Origin of the sequence: Saccharicrinis sp. GN24d3, from assembly GCF_052400645.1 — a bacterium.
Taxonomy (GTDB): domain Bacteria; phylum Bacteroidota; class Bacteroidia; order Bacteroidales; family Marinilabiliaceae; genus Saccharicrinis.
This window is the reverse complement of sequence record NZ_JBQTGI010000002.1, coordinates 181,887-198,933: the sequence shown is the minus strand read 5'-3', so window position 1 is coordinate 198,933 and position 17,047 is coordinate 181,887. Positions and strand designations below refer to the sequence as shown.

The following is a 17,047-nucleotide window of genomic DNA, read 5'->3' as shown; positions in this document are numbered from 1 at the left end:
AAGATGAAAACTATATATATATTCTTGGTCACATTGTTATTGATCACAACAGCATGTGAAGATTTGGATCAATACCCACCTAATATCGCCAGTTCAGATGCTTTGACAGAATTTGAGGGGGTTTTGAATGCAGCATATTACTATCAGCTAGGTACTACAACACCAATAGCAGTGATGAGTGAATTCAGGTCTGACAATGCACTAATGGACGAAGCTCCGTACACTGAATTTGATGAATACGATAATGGTTTAACGGCTATGGAAGATCAATTCTTCGGCCCTTACTACACCGCTTTATACAAGTCAATATTAACTGCAAATAGCGTAATTGAAAATTCATCGGATGCTACTGAGGTAGGTGAAGCTAAATTTTTACGGGGTTTGTCATACTTTAAATTGGTAAAAGTTTTTGGAGATGTCACTGTAAATCTGTCTTCCGAACCAAGCCTGACAGATAAGTCTATTTTAGTACGACAGCCAGCTGCTGATGTTTATAATGACGTTATCATTCCTGATTTAACTGATGCAATTGCGGCTTTGGATGCAGAAATAGAAGATGGTAGAGCGTCTAAATACGCAGCTCAGGGAATGCTGGGTAAAGTGTACATGCAAATGGGCAACTTCAGCAGTGCTGCAACGGAGTTAGCTGCTGTTATAAACGGAGCTGATGCTGCTGGGATTAGTTTAAAAGAGAACTTTGATGAGATTTTTGGTGCGGCAAATGAGGTGGAGAATTCTGAAATTATTTTTTCAACCCAGATATCAAGTTCTATCAAAGATGAATATGCTTTTGCTTCCCGTTTTTGGAATTGGTATGTTGGAGATGATCCAAAAGCTGATTATCCTGTAGATCCGGACTTAGTGGCCGCTTTTGATGCTGTTGCTAATGATACACTTGTTGGGGGAGATCTAAGAAGAGCGGTAACCCTTCACCCTGAAGGAAAAACGGCTGTGAAATTTCCTAAAGAAGGTGGTTTAGGTGCAGAACACGACTGGATTGAACTAAGATTAGCGGATGTTATTCTGTTATATGCTGAGGCGTTGAATGAAAATACGGATAGTGAGGCAGCCAGAGAGGCCGCACTTGATCTATTGGATCCTATACGAACCAGAGCTGGATTAACTGTTTTGGATCATACGGTTCTTAATACGCAGGCTTTGGTTAGGCAGGCTATTGCTGACGAAAGAAGACTGGAGTTGGCCTTTGAAGGTCAGAGATGGTTTGATTTGGTGAGAACAGGTACTGCGCAATCTGAAATGGGAGTATCATTTGATAATAAATATTATTTATTTCCTGTTCCTGTCTCGGAAATTCTTGCAACCGATGGTGTAATCACTCAAAATGACGGTTATTAATAGTTAATAAGGTTGTTAGCTTTTATTTATAAGGGAACAGGATTAATCCTGTTCCTTCTTCAAAAGCTTAAGTTATTCTTATAAAAAAATAGAACAAATGATTCATAAAGCTATTTACATCTGTTTGTTTATTCTTCCTTTCAACGTGGTTGCACAAAGTACCTTGGTTCCGTACGACCATGTTCCAACCAATAAGGAAATAATTGAATTATTGGATGTTAGTTATAGCGCTGAGTTAAAAGAAATACAAGATAAATACAAAACCGGAAAACAAGAAGAAGCCCTCGACAAGCTGGCAAACTATTTTAAAGAACGCTTTTCGGAACGTTACTTTTTTGATTGGAAAAATTTTGAAACCCGTTTCGCCGAATACAATCAGTTGTATTCGGACCGCGAAGAATTTCATAGCAAAGAAGCGTCAAAACATTTGGATTTATATCCGGCTTCAACCCAATGGAAAATAGGTTTTGAGAATTTAAAAGGCGAAACGGTTACTTCCTACCCTTACCGACATCTTACCCGGCAACACAAAGCCGGAAGCATTGCATTATTATATCATTATACAGGCAATAAAAAATATTTGGATTACATTCCGGAACAGGCTAAATCATTGAATGAAGCATTCAACAACAATCAATTCGAAACCATTGAAGATGGCAACGGCGTTTACGAAGTGTATCGTGCCGGAAACAGGGTATATAATTGGTTGCAGGTACATCAAACTTTATTACCTTCTGCTGAATACGCTGCCAACCAGCAATTAGAGATGATTCGTACCTTTTTACATACGGCTGCAAAATTGTATCATCAATGCCCCGAATACACCGAGGGAAACCATCAAACCCGGGGTATGAGCGCTTTGGCTATGCTGGCATTCCTTTTTCCCGAAATAGAGGGCGCCGACCTATGGAAACAACGTGCGTTAAAACGGCTTGAAGAACACCTCGAAAAAGAAATTTACTCCGATGGTTTTCAGTTTGAGCGTTCGGTTCATTACCACATCGATGATATCGAAAATTATTTTTACCCTTACCAATTAGCCTTATTGAATAATATTGAATTAAACCCGATTTGGGAAACAAGAATTAAAGGGCTTTTTGACGTATTGCTGAAAATTGCCCTGCCAAATAAGAAAGCTTCCGTGCTGCAGGATGATACGGATTCACCTTGGGCGGAGTTCAACACAATTGACCATACAATGGCATTGGGTACAGTGCTGTTCGGACAGCCTGAGTATGCGTATTTTGCATCGTCAAAAGTGGCATACGAGTACTATTGGTTTTTAAAACCGGAACAGCTTACGCGATTAAATACGGTTAAGAAAAAAGATCCCATGATAGGCTCATGCGCCTTGTCGGAAACCGGATACTATGTGATGCGAAACGGATGGGATGAGGATGATTTATATATGATTATTTCGGCAGGCATTACTCCCCAAAAACAATCGCATCAACATGGCGACATGTTAGGGGTTCAGGCTTACGCCTACGGAAATATGGTGTTGCCAAATTATCAGGTTCGCTATTATTTAAGTGACCTGGCCGAATTTAAAAACTCGTGGGTGAAGAACGTGCCTTTGCTGGATTCTATTCCGCAGGGTCGTACATGGAAAGGGAACAAAGGCGGCAGTGGTTACGGCCAGTGGCTTGGATTACCCGTACCTGAAGTACTCGCCTGGCATACCTCCAAGCATTTCGATTTCTTTGCAGGCACACACAATGGTTATCAAAACGAAAACACACAAATTTTCCGCTCTGTAATTTTTATAAAGGATGGATTCTGGGTCGTCCGCGATAAATTTATAACAGATAATACAGAACATACTGCCCAACAGCTTTGGCAAGGTCACTATGATGTTGAAAAAGAAGGACGTCATATACGATCGGTCTTCCCTAATGGTGGGGGACTTGAAATTATTCAACTGGGCAGTCCTGCTCAAAAAATCTCAAAAACCTCAACACGAGGAAAGGGCAGAACAGTTTTCGGAAAAGTTTTTCAGGATGAAAGTTCGTGGACGACATTGCTGTTCCCTTTTAAAGGTTTCGAAGAACGCCTGATGGTGGACGATTACGAAAATTTTAAAGCCAACAATTGGAGACTTGTTTCTGCAGAAAATTGCCCGGAAAATATTAAAACGGATGCCCGGCAAATTATTTATCATGATAATGATTACCTGTTTATGGGTGTATCGGAAATTGTTATAAATGGAAAAAAAGTAATTATAAATTCAAAGACTGATTTGTGGCTGGATGTTAAAAATGAAAAACTTGAGATAACCAACTGCGGAATTCAGACAGTTGAAATACATAACGCCAGTATAAAACCTGGAGAAAAAATTAAACTATAATGCATAGCACTACCTCAAACAAAAACTTTTTTAAGAAGCTATTAGCTATTGTCCTATCATTTGGACCCGGAATTTTTGCTATCGGTTACACCATTGGAACGGGCAGTGTAACATCTATGATAGTTGCCGGTAGTACATTCGGTATGCAACTGCTTTGGGTGTTGTTGCTAAGTTGTATTTTCTCTGGTATCTTAATTTATACGTATGGAAAATATACCCTGGTAACCGGAGAAACCGCTTTGTTTGGATTTAAAAACCACCTGAAGGCCGGAAAAGTAATTGCGATATTGATTGTTGTTGGAATTTCTTTCGGGCAATGGAACTCACTCACAGGGATATTGGGCATATCTGCGAACATGATTTACGAAATTATTGCGATTTATTATCCTTCGATCAGTAATTCGGAATATCAATTTGTACTGGTTATCGCCATTGTAATTATCGTTACATTTTACGGGCTGCTAATGGTGGGTAAATACACGTTTTTCGAAAAGGTACTGGTGATTTTTGTAACGATAATGGGGGTTTCATTTATAGCATCGCTGTTTTTCGTATTTCCACAACCCAAAGAAATCATTAGTGGATTGATCCCGTCAATTCCGGATGTTAAAGGAGGTCAAATGTTAACCGCTGCCTTTGTTGGTACCACTATGGCAGCAGCCACTTTTCTTTCAAGACCGCTTTTTGTTCTCGGAAAAGGCTGGACAATCAAAGACTTAAAAAAGCAGAAAAACGATTCGATCACAGCCGCAATCCTGGTTTTTCTAATTAGCAGCTCTATAATGGCAGTAGCTAGTGGAGCTCTTTACCATGAGGGGAAAGTGGTTACCAAAGTGCTTGACATGGTGAACACACTGGAACCAATTGCCGGACGATTTGCGCTGACCATTTTTGTTTTTGGAACATTAAGTGCCGGGCTGTCCTCTATATTCCCATGCCTGATGATTGCCCCTTTGCTACTGGCTGATTACCAGGAAGGAAAATTGGATACCGATTCCAAACAATTCAAGATTGTGACAGCCATAGCAGCATTGGTTGCGTTACTAGTTCCGATTTTAGGGAAAAATCCTATTCAGGCACAGATACTTACGCAGGTTTTTAATGTGTTTGTTTTGCCGCTTGTAATCATTGGAATCATAGTTCTTGCCAACAATAAAAAACGCATGGGCAACCATAGGATTAGTGTATTTATAAACATAGGCCTGGTATTGGCGCTTATTTTTTCACTTGTTATATCATATAATGGTATAATGGCTGTGATGAATTATTTTTGAATTAACAGATAAGATAATATGACCTATTCAATAAAAATGAAAACAAAATTTTTAACTTATCTTATTTTTTCCTTTGCAATATTGGCATTGCAGGGTTGCCAACAATCCAAAGGAAACATTGTTAAAACAGTTGAAGAGTTTGAAAATGCCGTTAAAAACGCAGTTCCGGGGAACGTAATTGTGCTGGCCAACGGGGTTTGGAACAATGCGGAACTTAAGTTTGATGCAAAAGGAACTGCTGGAAACCCCATCAAACTAACTGTTGAGGACAAAGGTAAAGTAACCCTCGAAGGTCAATCTCGCATCAGTATTAGTGGAGAACATTTAATTGTTGAAGGATTGGTTTTTACCAATGGATATACGCCAACTAGCGAAGTCATTTCATTTAAAAAGAAAAAGGGCGTGTATGCCAACCATTGCCGTGTGACCGAGTGTGTGGTGGATAACTTTAACCCGGCAGAGAGAATGGAGTCGACCTATTGGATTTCGTTATACGGTAAAAACAACCGGGTTGACCATTGTCACCTGGTAGATAAAAGAAACAAAGGGGTAACCATGGCCGTTAGGATGGTTGATGAGGATTGCCGGGAGAATAACCACAGAATTGACCATAACTATTTTGGTTATAGGCAAAATTTAGGTGCCAATGGCGGTGAAACACTTCGTTTGGGCACATCTCATTACTCCCTTTCCACTTGTGCATCTCAAGTAGATAGTAATTACTTCGAAAGTTGCGACGGTGAGCACGAAATCATCTCAAACAAATCGTGTGGCAACCAATTTATCGATAACACTTTTTACGAGTGCAGGGGAACTTTGACTTATCGTCACGGGAACGATAATGTTGCACAAGGGAATTTTTTCCTCGGAAATGAAAAAGATTATACGGGCGGAATCAGGATCATCAACAAAAGAAATAAAGCTGTTAACAACTATTTCAGCGATTTAAAAGGATATCGATTCAGAGGGGCGTTGGTTATTATGAACGGCGTACCTAATTCGGCTATTAACCGTTACCATCAGGTAGATGGAGGTGTGTTCGCCAACAACACATTTGTAAATTGCGACCATATTCAATTATGTGCAGGAAGCGACGAAGAGCGAACCGCCATACCAATTAACTCGATTATCGAAAACAATGTTTTCTATCATGATAAAAAGGATAATGTATTTACCGTATACGACGATGTTGCTGGTATTGAGTTTAAAAACAACCTCATAGGCGATAATCTTAATAATATTGAAAACAAAATGACGCCGACCAAATTGGAGGTTGTGGCGAATGAATTTGGGTATAAAATGCCCCAAACGGATAAAGGGGTCGGTTGCACCTTAGCAAAACCAGCCGCAACAACCGAAAATACCGGGGTTAACTGGTATGCAAAAGAAAAAGGGGAGCTGCAATTTGATACAGGAAGAGTAATAGAGGTTAAAGCTGGGCTGAATACTTTGTTCAATGCTATTGCTTCAAGTCAAGCCGGCGATATATTAAGTTTGGTCGAATCGGGCGACTATGTTATGGATAAGAGCATGGAGTTGGGGCATCCCGTTTCCATTAAAAGTGCGAGTCAGGATATTAAGCCAATCATAAAATCAAGCAAAGCGGAGATGTTTATGATTGCCAACGGCGGTGGCTTAAAACTGAAGGGAATTGAAATAAATGGTGCAGAATCACCGGATTATGCAGGAAACAGCATCGTAAGTACCAGTCATTATTCCATGAATTGCAACTACAAGTTTTTAATGGAAGACTGCAAGGTCACTGATTTGGATGTAAACCATTCGTTCGATTTTTTAAAAGTGTATAAGAACACTATGGCCGACTCTATTGTGATTCGTAATTGTTTTTTTAGCAATATCACAGGAAACATCATGTTGTTAAACAAAGAAACAGATGATCTGGGTATTTATAATGCGGAATACGTGGTGATCGAAAACTCGGAATTTAAAGATGTTCAAGGGGCAGTAATAAACCTATATAGGGGGGGGACTGACGAAAGCACCTTTGGCCCGTCCTTAAAATTGGAAACATGTACTCTTGCCAATGTAGGGAACGGAAAGAGAAACAAAACAGGTTCAGCTATTTATACCCATGGCGTTCAGGTGAATACTATCTCCAACTTAAAAATGGACAATTGTAACTACCTGGATTTATACATGAGTAATGGAGAACCCATTACCAACTTAAGCCATATAGAAATTACAGATTCAAATGGAATCAAATACAATAACAAATCCTTTAACGCCAGCAATGTAAGCGTTAACGGTAAAGCGTTAAAATGATAATCCGGGATCTGTCATTAGGAAGTTAAAAAATTCTTAATGACAATAGGCATCAGCCGTCCCGATTGCTATGGAGATAGAAAATTTCACATTGCTGTATTATAAGTAATGTTTAGATTTTGATCATCGAATTGGCATTGAAATGAAGACTAATGACAAGTTTGGGATAATCGTTTTAACTCCCAAAGAGCCTTCCGCAATTTTGCGGAAAAGGTAGTTCCGAAATTACTTCGGTAGATACCAGACTAGCCTGGGGTAACCTCCGGGATTAAAAACAAATTCGTGTAATTCGCAAAAAAAATGCGGTTAAACTAAAATAGAATTGCAAGGCAATTTCTATTGATCATCCATATTAAAATTAGTTCTTTAATGAAACAGAAAAGATTTAATATCGCCGGAATCATCACCTTGGGTATAATATTAACACTATGCGTTCCGCACCAATCGGAAGAAAACAGCCCCAACGTAATTCTGACTAACCAAGGGGTAAACGATATCAGAAATGAATTAGGTAAACTTCCGTTATTGGATAAGTCCTTTGAGGCTTTGGTTGCCGAAACCGATGCGGATATGGCAAATGGGATTCATGTTCCGATACCCAAAGACCCGGCTGGAGGATACACCCACAACCGCCATAAACAAAATTATATCACCATGTACGGGGCAGGCATTATCTGGCAACTAACAGGAGAGGAGCGATATGCGGAGTTTACTAAAAACATGCTGTTGGAATATGCCGAGATGTATCCAACTTTGGGCGATCATCCCATTAAGAAGTCTTATGCGCCTGGGCGTATTTTTTGGCAGCAATTAAACGATGCGGTTTGGATGGTTTATACTTCGCAAGCCTTCGATTGTATTAAAAGTTATTTATCGGCGGAAGATAAAAAAAAGATAGAAGAGGACTTGTTGGTTCCTTATGCCAATTTCTTATCCGTAGAGTCCGCTTTTGTTTTTAACCGTATACATAATCATGCCGTTTGGGCTTGTGCTGCCGTTGGTATGGCAGGTTATGCCATGAACAACGATGAGTTTGTGAAAAGGGCTTTGTTTGGTGTTGATACAGAAGAGCATAAGGACAAGCCTAAAGGGTTTTATGCCCAGGTAGATCTGCTGTTTTCTCCAGATGGATATTACACGGAAGGTCCCTATTACCAGCGTTATGCACTGTTGCCTTATATGTTGTTCGCCCAGGCTATTGACAACAACAACCCGGATTATAAAATATTTGAATATCGAGAGCAGATTCTAAAAAAGGCTGTTTTGGCAACCCTTCAAATGACCAATACTGATGGGAAATTCTTTCCTTTTAATGATGCTCTAAAATACATGAATTATAAGGCACCGGAATTAATAAATGCGGTTGACATTGTTTATCAGGCTTTCCCCGAATCAAAAGAGCTGTTGAGTATTGCGCAAGAGCAAGGCAAAGTGGTCATAAGCCAGGCTGGTTTGCAGGTGGCCAGGGATATTGCCAAAGGCGAAGCCAAACCTTTTAAGTGGTTGTCGATGGAGCTGAGGGATGGAGCTGAAGGTAAACAGGGAGCTGTCGGGATTCTCAGGGGAAACCCCCATAAAGACGCTATTTGTGTTACCATGAAATATGCTTCGCAAGGGATGGGACACGGACACTTCGACCGTTTAGGCATGATGATGTACGAAAACGGAAACGAGATTCTCTCTGATTATGGTGCAGCCAGGTATGTAAATGTGGAATATAAAAACGGTGGACGATATCTACCTGAAAACACCACCTGGGCTAAACAAACGGTGGCACACAATACAGTGGTAATGGACAAAAAAACACAGTTCAATAACGAGATTAAGGAGGCAGAGAAAACATCGGCAGAAAGATGGTTTTTCAATGTTGAGAACAAAGAAATTGCCATTATGAGTGCCAAGGAAAACCACGCCTACGGAACAGCTAAAGCGCAAAGGACGATAGCTCTTATCAAGGATAGCGAAACCTTTACATCCCCTCTAATCGTTGATATATTCAGGATTGAGGATGATAAGAAACATACCTTTGACCTGCCCTTTTATTACAAAGGTCAGTTGCTATACACCAATACCGATTATGAGAGATTCACATCACAAATGGAAACGATGGGAAGCGACTTTGGTTACCAACACCTGTGGAAAGAAGCAAAAGGAAAACCATCAGCAGATATCAGCCAAACGGTTTGGATCCATGATGGCCGCTTTTATACTCTGACCAGCGAAGCTGCGCCAAACGATGAAATATTCTTTACGCGGATTGGAGCCAACGATCCGGATTTCTCGTTGCGTAACGAAGCAGGTTTTTTGTTCCGTCGTAACCATCAGGCTTCAACTTGTTTTGTAAACACCATTGAGGTACATGGCAATAAAAATTTCGAAACAGAACTGGTTGAAGACCATGTGGGAATGGTAAACGGTGTGAAGACTTTGATAAATAATAAAGATTACACAATTGTAGAGATAAAAACAGTTAAAACAAGTACCATAATATTGGCCATTGCCAATGCAAAAAGCGACCCTTCCGAGGAGCATTCAACTAATATTGCGGGCAAACAATATACCTGGAAGGGTCCTTTTCATCTGTTTAAAAATTAATGTAAATCTATTATAAACAAAAAATCAGGTAGAAGGCAAGATGACCTGTTGGTCTGATATCTTAACATTTTCTACTTGGTGCTAATTAGAATATTATGAAACGATCAAGCGAAAAATTTATTTCCACTGCCAATATGGAGTGGGAAGAACTTGGCGGAGGTGTAAGCCGCAAGTTTTTAGGATGGGACAATCAAATTATGATGGTTCAGGTAAAATTTGAAAAAGGTGCAGAAGGAACTCCGCATCAACATTTTCACACCCAAGCCACGTATTGTGCAAGTGGTAAGTTTGAGTTCAACATCGACGGGGAAAAAAAGATTGTAGAAGGTGGCGACGGAGTGTATATCGAGCCTAATTTAATTCACGGAGCTTTGTGCCTTGAACCGGGTATCCTGATCGACGTTTTTGCCCCTGTTCGCGAAGACTTCCTGGATGGTAGTGGGGTGTCGTACTTTGGAAAAAAATAAAATTAGTCATAAGTAAAAAGACAAAAGTATAAAGATCATTCATCTGAAATGTTTTCTCATGCTCAAGTCTTTATACTTTGTACTTTAATCTTAATACTGTAAAAAATATGAAAATTAAAGGTTTTCGATGGTGGATAATTGGCTTAATCTTTTTGGCCACCGTAATTAATTATATCGACAGAAGTGCCCTCTCAATTATGTGGGGGAATGAAAATGTGGATGGTTCTATTTCGCAGGCTTTAGGTTTAACCAAAGATGATTATGGAAATATCTTAAACATTTTCATGGTGTTTTATGCCCTTGGACAGTTATTTACCGGCAAAATATTTGACAAAGTAGGTACCCGAATTGGATATGTATTGTCCATAGGTGTCTGGGGTCTTTCTTCATTCTTGCATTCTACAGTTCGTGGTTTTTTATCTATTAGTATCTTCCGTAGTTTGCTTGGTTTTTCTGAAGCGGGTAACTGGCCGGGTGCGGTTAAGAGTAACGCAGAGTGGTTCCCGATTAAGGAACGTGCCATTGCGCAGGGATTGTTTAATGCAGGTGCCTCTATCGGGTCCGTTATTGCTCCGCCGTTTATTGCCATGTTATTCGTGGCGTTTGGATGGAGAACCACGTTTATGGTTGTGGGTACTTTTGGTATTCTATGGATTATTCCATGGTTAATAATCAATAAGGCCGGGCCTAAGAAACATCCCTGGATGACGGACGAGGAAAGAACTTATATTCTTGAAGGTCAAAGTGCAGCAGATCAAAAGGATACCGAAGGTATTAAAGGAAAAAGTTTAATGGAAATCCTGAGTTTCCGCGAGTCTTGGTCAATAGTTGTAGGACGATTCTTCCTGGAACCCATATGGTGGTTATTTGTTGGTTGGATGCCCATATATCTGTTTGATGTATACGGATTCGATGTGAAACAGGTAGGTATGTTTGCATGGGTTCCTTATGTTGGAGCAGCTTTAGGTAGTATTGCAGGAGGTTGGGTTTCCGGACAAATAATATCGAAAACAGGCAACATAAATAAAGGGCGTAAAACTACGATATTTATCGGAGGACTGATCATGTTCCTTGGACTGGTTGCAACGGTATTATTTGCTAAATCAGCTTTGGCTTTTGTACTGATTGTTTTCATGGTACTATTTGGGTTTCAGTTTGCCATCGGAAATGTACAGACTTTACCAAGCGATTTCTTTAGTGGAAAATCAGTGGGTTCTTTAGCTGGGTTAGGCGGAATGGTTGGCGTATTCTCGGTAATCGTGATGAACTTTCTGGTACCTATGATTGCAGAAATTTCTTATACACCAATATTTATTGGAATTGCGGCATTTGTGCCGCTGGGAATTGGAGCCATCTATTTCTTTGCCCGCAAAATTCAATCGGTAGAAAGTGTTGAGGAATAGCCGGATTGAGGGATTTTAAAATCTAAAGGTATGATAACCAATAATTAACAGCTGAAAATAAAAACGTTTGATGTGTTTCTCAACTACCTGCCGGTAAGTCATTATTGGTAGTAATTCTGCCGGCAGGTGTTGAGTTTATCATCAATTTGCATAATAACAATTACAAACTTAAAATTAAATAAAATGGAAAAAAAAGGTAAAGTAGCCGTAATAACAGGAGCAACCGGAGGTATCGGATTTGAAGTGTGCAAAAGATTAGGTAAAGACGGATATACCGTGGTTTTAAACGGTATTGAAGATGAACAAGGAGCTAAAAGGGTAGAAGAGCTTGCCGCTGAAGGAATTACGGCGGAGTACTATGGCTTCGACGTTACCAAAGAAGAAGAAGTGACTTCTAATATCAATGCAATCGGTAAAAAATATGGTAAAATTGATCTATTGGTAAACAATGCAGGTGGATTAGGAGGAAGATCCAGGTTTGAAGAAATGACCACCGAATTCTACAGGTTTGTAATGGCGTTGAACCTTGATTCAGTATTTTTTGCTTCAAGGGCGGCTATTCCTTTCCTTAAAAAAGGGGAAAATGCTTCAATCATCAATTATACCTCAAATGCCGGATGGAATGCGGGTGGCCCCGGAGCTGGTGTTTACGGAACATCAAAAGCCGGTGTTCATGCAATAACAAGAGCATTGGCAAAGGATTTAGCTGAATACGGAATCAGGGTAAACGCAGTATCTCCGGGTACTATTGATACGCCGTTCCATGCGCAAATAAAATCAACGAAGCCTGAAGTGTTTGCTTCGTGGAAAAATAATATTTTGTTAGGAAGAATAGGTAAACCGGAAGAAGTTGCTTCAGTTGTATCCTTCTTAGCAAGCGATGATGCTTCTTTCATTACGGCTGAAACTATTCAAATTGGTGGTGGACAAGCACTAGGCATATAATATTTTTAAACTACTCATTATGTTACACCTAACAGGTTTTTAAAACCTGTTAGGTGTTTTAGTGCGGCAAATATGTGATCTAGACTAGACAATAGTTTTGAATTTAAAAATTAGTGGGTTTACAAGGAAGGGTGGTCGTATCTAATGTGGAGCTGGGGATATTATACCTATTTGACTTTGGAAATTAGCAGCTGGTATAATAGCGATAGCCTTTCTCAATACTGCGGAACGACCTGTCCCGAAGTTGTTTTCGGGAATTAATGTTAGCTTTAATACAGCATGCACCCATTAGTTCTGGAGGTAGGGGTAGCGCTAATAAAATTAAAATAGCGGTATGAGTCGTCAGGTTTCTTTAAAATTAACTCGTTCTGATGCTAAATTAGCTATTAACGGCGGACTTACCTTTTCATAAACTAAAATAAAAGTTCTTTCAACTTTATAAACTTTTAACTATCGTATGACTATTCTTGATTATGTATTGCTTGTTTTAGCAGGTTTGGCCGCCGGATTTATCAATGTAATTGCCGGAGGAGGATCGTTAATAACCCTTCCCCTGATGATTTTTCTTGGTGTTCCATCTGTTGTGGCCAATGCTTCAAACCGGGTGGCATTGTTGGCACAAAATATTGTGTCCGTTTCCAATTTTAAAAAGAATAAAGTCATATCAGGCAGTTATCCTGTTTACCTTGGTGTGTCGGCTTTGTTGGGTGCTGTTATCGGAGCGTTTATAGCTGTTGATATCCCCGAAAAACTATTGAATAGAATACTATCGATTGTGATGGTCGTAGTGGCTGGGCTGATCCTTACAAGCCCCAAATTTAAGGTTGGTCAAGAGGAAAAGATGGGGTATAAGAATCGACTTATCGGAGTTATAACGTTTTTCTTTATTGGTATTTATGGAGGGTTCCTACATGCAGGTATCGGTTTTATCATGATCTTATCCTTGGTTAAAATTAATCGTTTCAGCCTTTTAAAGACCAATGCCATAAAGGTAACTGTGGCTTTAATATATACTGTGTCGGCTCTGGCTGTTTTTATATGGCAAGATGTTGTCGATTGGAAAGTTGGTTTAGTGGTGGCCATCGGAAGCTCAACCGGAGGTTGGTTGGGCAGTCATTTCTCTATCAAAAAAGGAGATGTCTGGATAAAAAGATTTCTTTTGGTAGCTATTGTGATAATGGCAGTTAAGCTTTGGCTGTTTTAAATGTTACTAAACAAGATGATAAGAATATATTTATTGGCTTTGTTCCAACTGAGCTGTTAAATGCATAAGGCAAACGCATTTCAAATTCAAGCACGCTTGTGGTTTAATTTAATTAGCCCCGAATTTGATTCAGGGTATTTCAGAGTAGGTATCCGTTTGAGATCCCGGAATGGGGCTCAAAATTTAAACGTATCATCGTGGATTAGTCAATAAATCCAGTCAAAATCAGATAAAGTATTATGGGAAAAGTTATAGTATTTGGAGAGGTAATGTTACGGTTATCTACTGAAGAACATCTAAGGTTTCATCAGGCGGATAAATTGCAAGTTACATACGGAGGTGGTGAGGCCAATGTAGCCATTTCTCTTTCGAACTTTAATGTGAACACGGGCATTGTAAGCAGATTTCCTGCCAATGATATAGGTAATGCTTGTATTAAATCGCTCAAAAAGTTTGGCGTAGATACCAGCCAGGTTTTGTCGGGAGGGAAACGATTAGGAATATATTTTCTGGAAACCGGAGCAGACCAGAGAGGGTCAAAAGTGGTCTATGATAGAGACAACTCATCGTTCGCAACATTGAAGCCCGGAATGATTGATTGGGATACAGTGTTAGAGGATGCAACGTGGTTTCATTGGTCGGGTTTAAGTGCTGCCATTGCGGAAGAACCCACAAAAGCCTTGGAAGAAGGTGTTAGAGCTGCCCATAAAAAGGGGATTACTATTTCCTGTGATATAAATTTAAGGTCGAACCTGTGGAATTATGGTAAAACGCCGAATCAGGTCATGCCTCCATTGGTGGCCATGTGCGATGTGATTTTCGGTAACGAGTATGATGCCGAGCAGGCCATGGGTATTGAGGTTGGAGAAAGTATCCGCGGAAAATTCACGAAAGAATCCTTTATTAGCTCCTCGAAAATGGTCATGGAAAAATATCCCAAAATTAAAAATATAGTTACCACAAGGAGGGGTAATGTCAGTGCCAGCCATAATAAGCTTCAGGGTTTAATGTTTAACGGAAAGGAACTCATTGAAACACCTATTTATGAAATTACCCACATTGTAGATAGAGTTGGGGGAGGGGACGCATTTACAGCTGGAGTGATATATGGAATGCTGAATTGGCTAACGGATCATCAACGAACCCTTAATTTTGCCTTGGCGGCATCAAGTCTGAAGCATACGATATTGGGAGATGCCAATTTGGTTACAGTAGATGAGGTTGAGCGGAATATGAAATCCCTATAGATGAATATTTGAAGTAAATATAGGTATGTTGTTGATATTGTGTTTACAGTAAAGCAAGGGATATAGAGTTTAATTTTCCTCCATATTTAAAATGATTAGCAGATAAACTACCTGAATGTTGGGCTACCTTAGCGGGTGAGATATTCAACGTAACTGGAGATAATAAGGATTTAGCTGCTGCTAAATTATTGGCTCTTAAAGTTATTGAGTGCTTCAAAGCGTTGGCATGTTTATTAAGTTATCAGACGTAAATATGCCTGAATACAGGTTTGAAATGATGGTTGATGTTGTAGTCCGTATGTTTGGGAATGTTGAAAAAGACAAAATTGACAGTATCATTTCCACTGGAAAACAGGATATTGTTAACGTATTATCCATCGGATTTCCTTCTGGCAAGCTTTTTTTTATCTAAAAATTGATCTACTACGCTCATCTTCAGTAAATGGATTTTAAGTTGTTAAAAGTTACTTTCTTCAGCCATTTTTACGACACCGACAGTTAGAATCAAATTAGCGAAGCGACGCTGTTCGCCCGTCTGAATAATCAAAGTGGTGGCAGGTTCCCTGATTTTGTCGTAGAAGGCCCAGCGTTCCATCTCGTCCCACGTTACGTCCCCCAGTAATTTTTTATAAGCATCATGTATTTCTGCGTTTGCCTCAGCAGGTTTTTCCATAACGATTGCACCTTGAATAGGGCATACTTCCAAAATGCCTTCAAGCACGGTGAGTGCATCTAATAACCCCGGGCGAAAGTTAAGGTGTACGGTGGTGGAATTAGGACCTGTCATGGCACCGACTGGTAAATTACCGTCTGCAACAACAACTTGTGCAAAATGGCCTGAACGCGCAAGCACTTCCATAATGGTTGGGTGTATTACCGGAGTTTTTAGCATATCGTTATTTTTTGAATTTGGTAAATATAAACACCAGGTGCTATTTAGCTTCTGGTGTTTATCTGTTTTGTTAAAAAAATAGCATATAGTTTAGGGTCAAATCACATATCATTCAACGATGAACTACATGTTATAAACACCACCATTGATATCGAGCGTAGCACCAGTAATAAAACCGTCGTATTCAGATGCCAGATATAAAACCGCACGCGCTACGTCATCTGCGTTACCTGCTCGTTGGATTGGAATACCAGCCGTTGTTTCGGCCGCTGATTCTTTTGTTGTATGCGTGTTGTGAAATGAAGTTCCAAGGATAAGACCAGGAGCAACGGCGTTAACCCTTATTCCTTGAGGCCCCAATTCAGACGAAAGTGCTCTTGTAAACGTTAGGATAGCTCCTTTGCTGGTAGAATAAACCAACGACCCTGGGTGACCCCCTTTACGCCCGGCGAGCGATGCCAAATTAACAATACTGCTGTTATCGTTTTCTGCCAGATAAGGAGCTGCAGCTCGCGTAACAAACATCATGGATGTGAGGTTGATGTCCATTACCTTGTGCCAGAACTCGGCCTCCATCTCACTAAGCATTTTGCGTGCAACAAGTGAACCTGCGTTATTGATTAGTATGTCCAATCCACCAAGCGCTTCTACTGTTTTTTCGACCAATGCATTCGCATCGGCTTCTTTTGTTAAGTCACCACTTATTGCAACCGCTTTTTGTCCTTTGCTAGTTGCGTATTCCGCCAATTGGTTCGCAGTATCTGCACTAGAAAAATAGTGGATGGCGACGTTGGCTCCGCTATCAATGAAGTGTCTGGTGATTGATTCGCCAATGCCTTGAGCACCAGCTGTTATAAGAATATTTTTTCCGGTTAACTTATTAGTTTCTTTCATGTTATTACTATATTAATAGAGTTAATAATGGTACTCATAAAGAGATGTTATTTTAAGACGTAATGAATGATTCAGGTGTGTAATCCTATCCAAACTTGATATTTGGCAAACTGCATGTCATTACTTATGTAAAATATGGT

Annotated in this window: 13 protein-coding genes; 11 read left to right on the top strand and 2 right to left on the bottom strand. The window is 39.9% G+C overall.

Annotated elements, in window-relative coordinates; genetic code table 11:
- Window positions 1-3: 3 nt before the first annotated feature.
- The 11 genes from ACT29I_RS03355 (at window position 4) to ACT29I_RS03305 (ending at window position 15,533) form a co-directional block, all read left to right on the top strand.
- Window positions 4-1,356, top strand: coding sequence for a RagB/SusD family nutrient uptake outer membrane protein (locus ACT29I_RS03355; RefSeq protein WP_430932333.1), 1,353 nt, complete (start codon window positions 4-6; stop codon window positions 1,354-1,356).
- 97 nt (window positions 1,357-1,453) lie between these two features.
- A complete protein-coding gene (locus ACT29I_RS03350; protein ID WP_430932332.1) occupies window positions 1,454-3,703 on the top strand; it encodes a heparinase II/III family protein in 2,250 nt (749 codons plus the stop codon).
- Window positions 3,703-4,977, top strand: coding sequence for an Nramp family divalent metal transporter (locus ACT29I_RS03345; RefSeq protein WP_430932331.1), 1,275 nt, complete (start codon window positions 3,703-3,705; stop codon window positions 4,975-4,977). Before ACT29I_RS03350 ends, ACT29I_RS03345 begins: the two co-directional genes overlap by 1 nt.
- Before the next feature lie 36 nt (window positions 4,978-5,013).
- Window positions 5,014-7,260: a chondroitinase-B domain-containing protein gene (locus ACT29I_RS03340; RefSeq protein WP_444792688.1), complete on the top strand. Its 2,247-nt coding sequence runs from the start codon at window positions 5,014-5,016 to the stop codon at window positions 7,258-7,260.
- Window positions 7,261-7,629: 369 nt separating this feature from the next.
- Window positions 7,630-9,855 carry a heparinase II/III domain-containing protein gene (locus tag ACT29I_RS03335; RefSeq protein ID WP_444792687.1) on the top strand — a complete coding sequence of 742 codons (2,226 nt, stop codon included), beginning with the start codon at window positions 7,630-7,632 and terminating at the stop codon, window positions 9,853-9,855.
- A 95-nt stretch (window positions 9,856-9,950) separates the two neighbouring features.
- Window positions 9,951-10,322, top strand: coding sequence for a cupin domain-containing protein (locus tag ACT29I_RS03330; protein WP_430932328.1), 372 nt, complete (start codon window positions 9,951-9,953; stop codon window positions 10,320-10,322).
- Between the two features lie 107 nt (window positions 10,323-10,429).
- On the top strand, window positions 10,430-11,725 hold the full coding sequence (locus tag ACT29I_RS03325) for an MFS transporter (RefSeq protein WP_430932327.1): 1,296 nt from the start codon (window positions 10,430-10,432) through the stop codon (window positions 11,723-11,725).
- A gap of 183 nt (window positions 11,726-11,908) precedes the next feature.
- Window positions 11,909-12,670: an SDR family NAD(P)-dependent oxidoreductase gene (locus ACT29I_RS03320; RefSeq protein ID WP_430932326.1), complete on the top strand. Its 762-nt coding sequence runs from the start codon at window positions 11,909-11,911 to the stop codon at window positions 12,668-12,670.
- Window positions 12,671-13,127: 457 nt separating this feature from the next.
- The gene (locus tag ACT29I_RS03315) at window positions 13,128-13,874 is read left to right on the top strand and encodes a sulfite exporter TauE/SafE family protein (RefSeq protein ID WP_430932325.1); all 747 of its coding nucleotides are present in this window, start codon (window positions 13,128-13,130) and stop codon (window positions 13,872-13,874) included.
- A 239-nt stretch (window positions 13,875-14,113) separates the two neighbouring features.
- Entirely contained in the window at window positions 14,114-15,121 is a 1,008-nt protein-coding gene (locus ACT29I_RS03310; protein WP_430932324.1) for a PfkB family carbohydrate kinase, read from the top strand.
- Between the two features lie 226 nt (window positions 15,122-15,347).
- Window positions 15,348-15,533 carry a hypothetical protein gene (locus ACT29I_RS03305; RefSeq protein ID WP_430932323.1) on the top strand — a complete coding sequence of 62 codons (186 nt, stop codon included), beginning with the start codon at window positions 15,348-15,350 and terminating at the stop codon, window positions 15,531-15,533.
- 45 nt (window positions 15,534-15,578) lie between these two features.
- Here the strand turns inward: ACT29I_RS03305 and ACT29I_RS03300 are convergent, their stop codons facing one another.
- Both ACT29I_RS03300 and ACT29I_RS03295 read right to left on the bottom strand, forming a co-directional pair.
- On the bottom strand, window positions 15,579-16,013 hold the full coding sequence (locus ACT29I_RS03300) for an RbsD/FucU domain-containing protein (protein ID WP_430932322.1): 435 nt from the start codon (window positions 16,011-16,013) through the stop codon (window positions 15,579-15,581).
- A gap of 123 nt (window positions 16,014-16,136) precedes the next feature.
- Complete coding sequence (locus ACT29I_RS03295; protein WP_430932321.1) at window positions 16,137-16,907, bottom strand: SDR family NAD(P)-dependent oxidoreductase; 771 nt, start codon at window positions 16,905-16,907, stop codon at window positions 16,137-16,139.
- Window positions 16,908-17,047 lie beyond the last annotated feature (140 nt).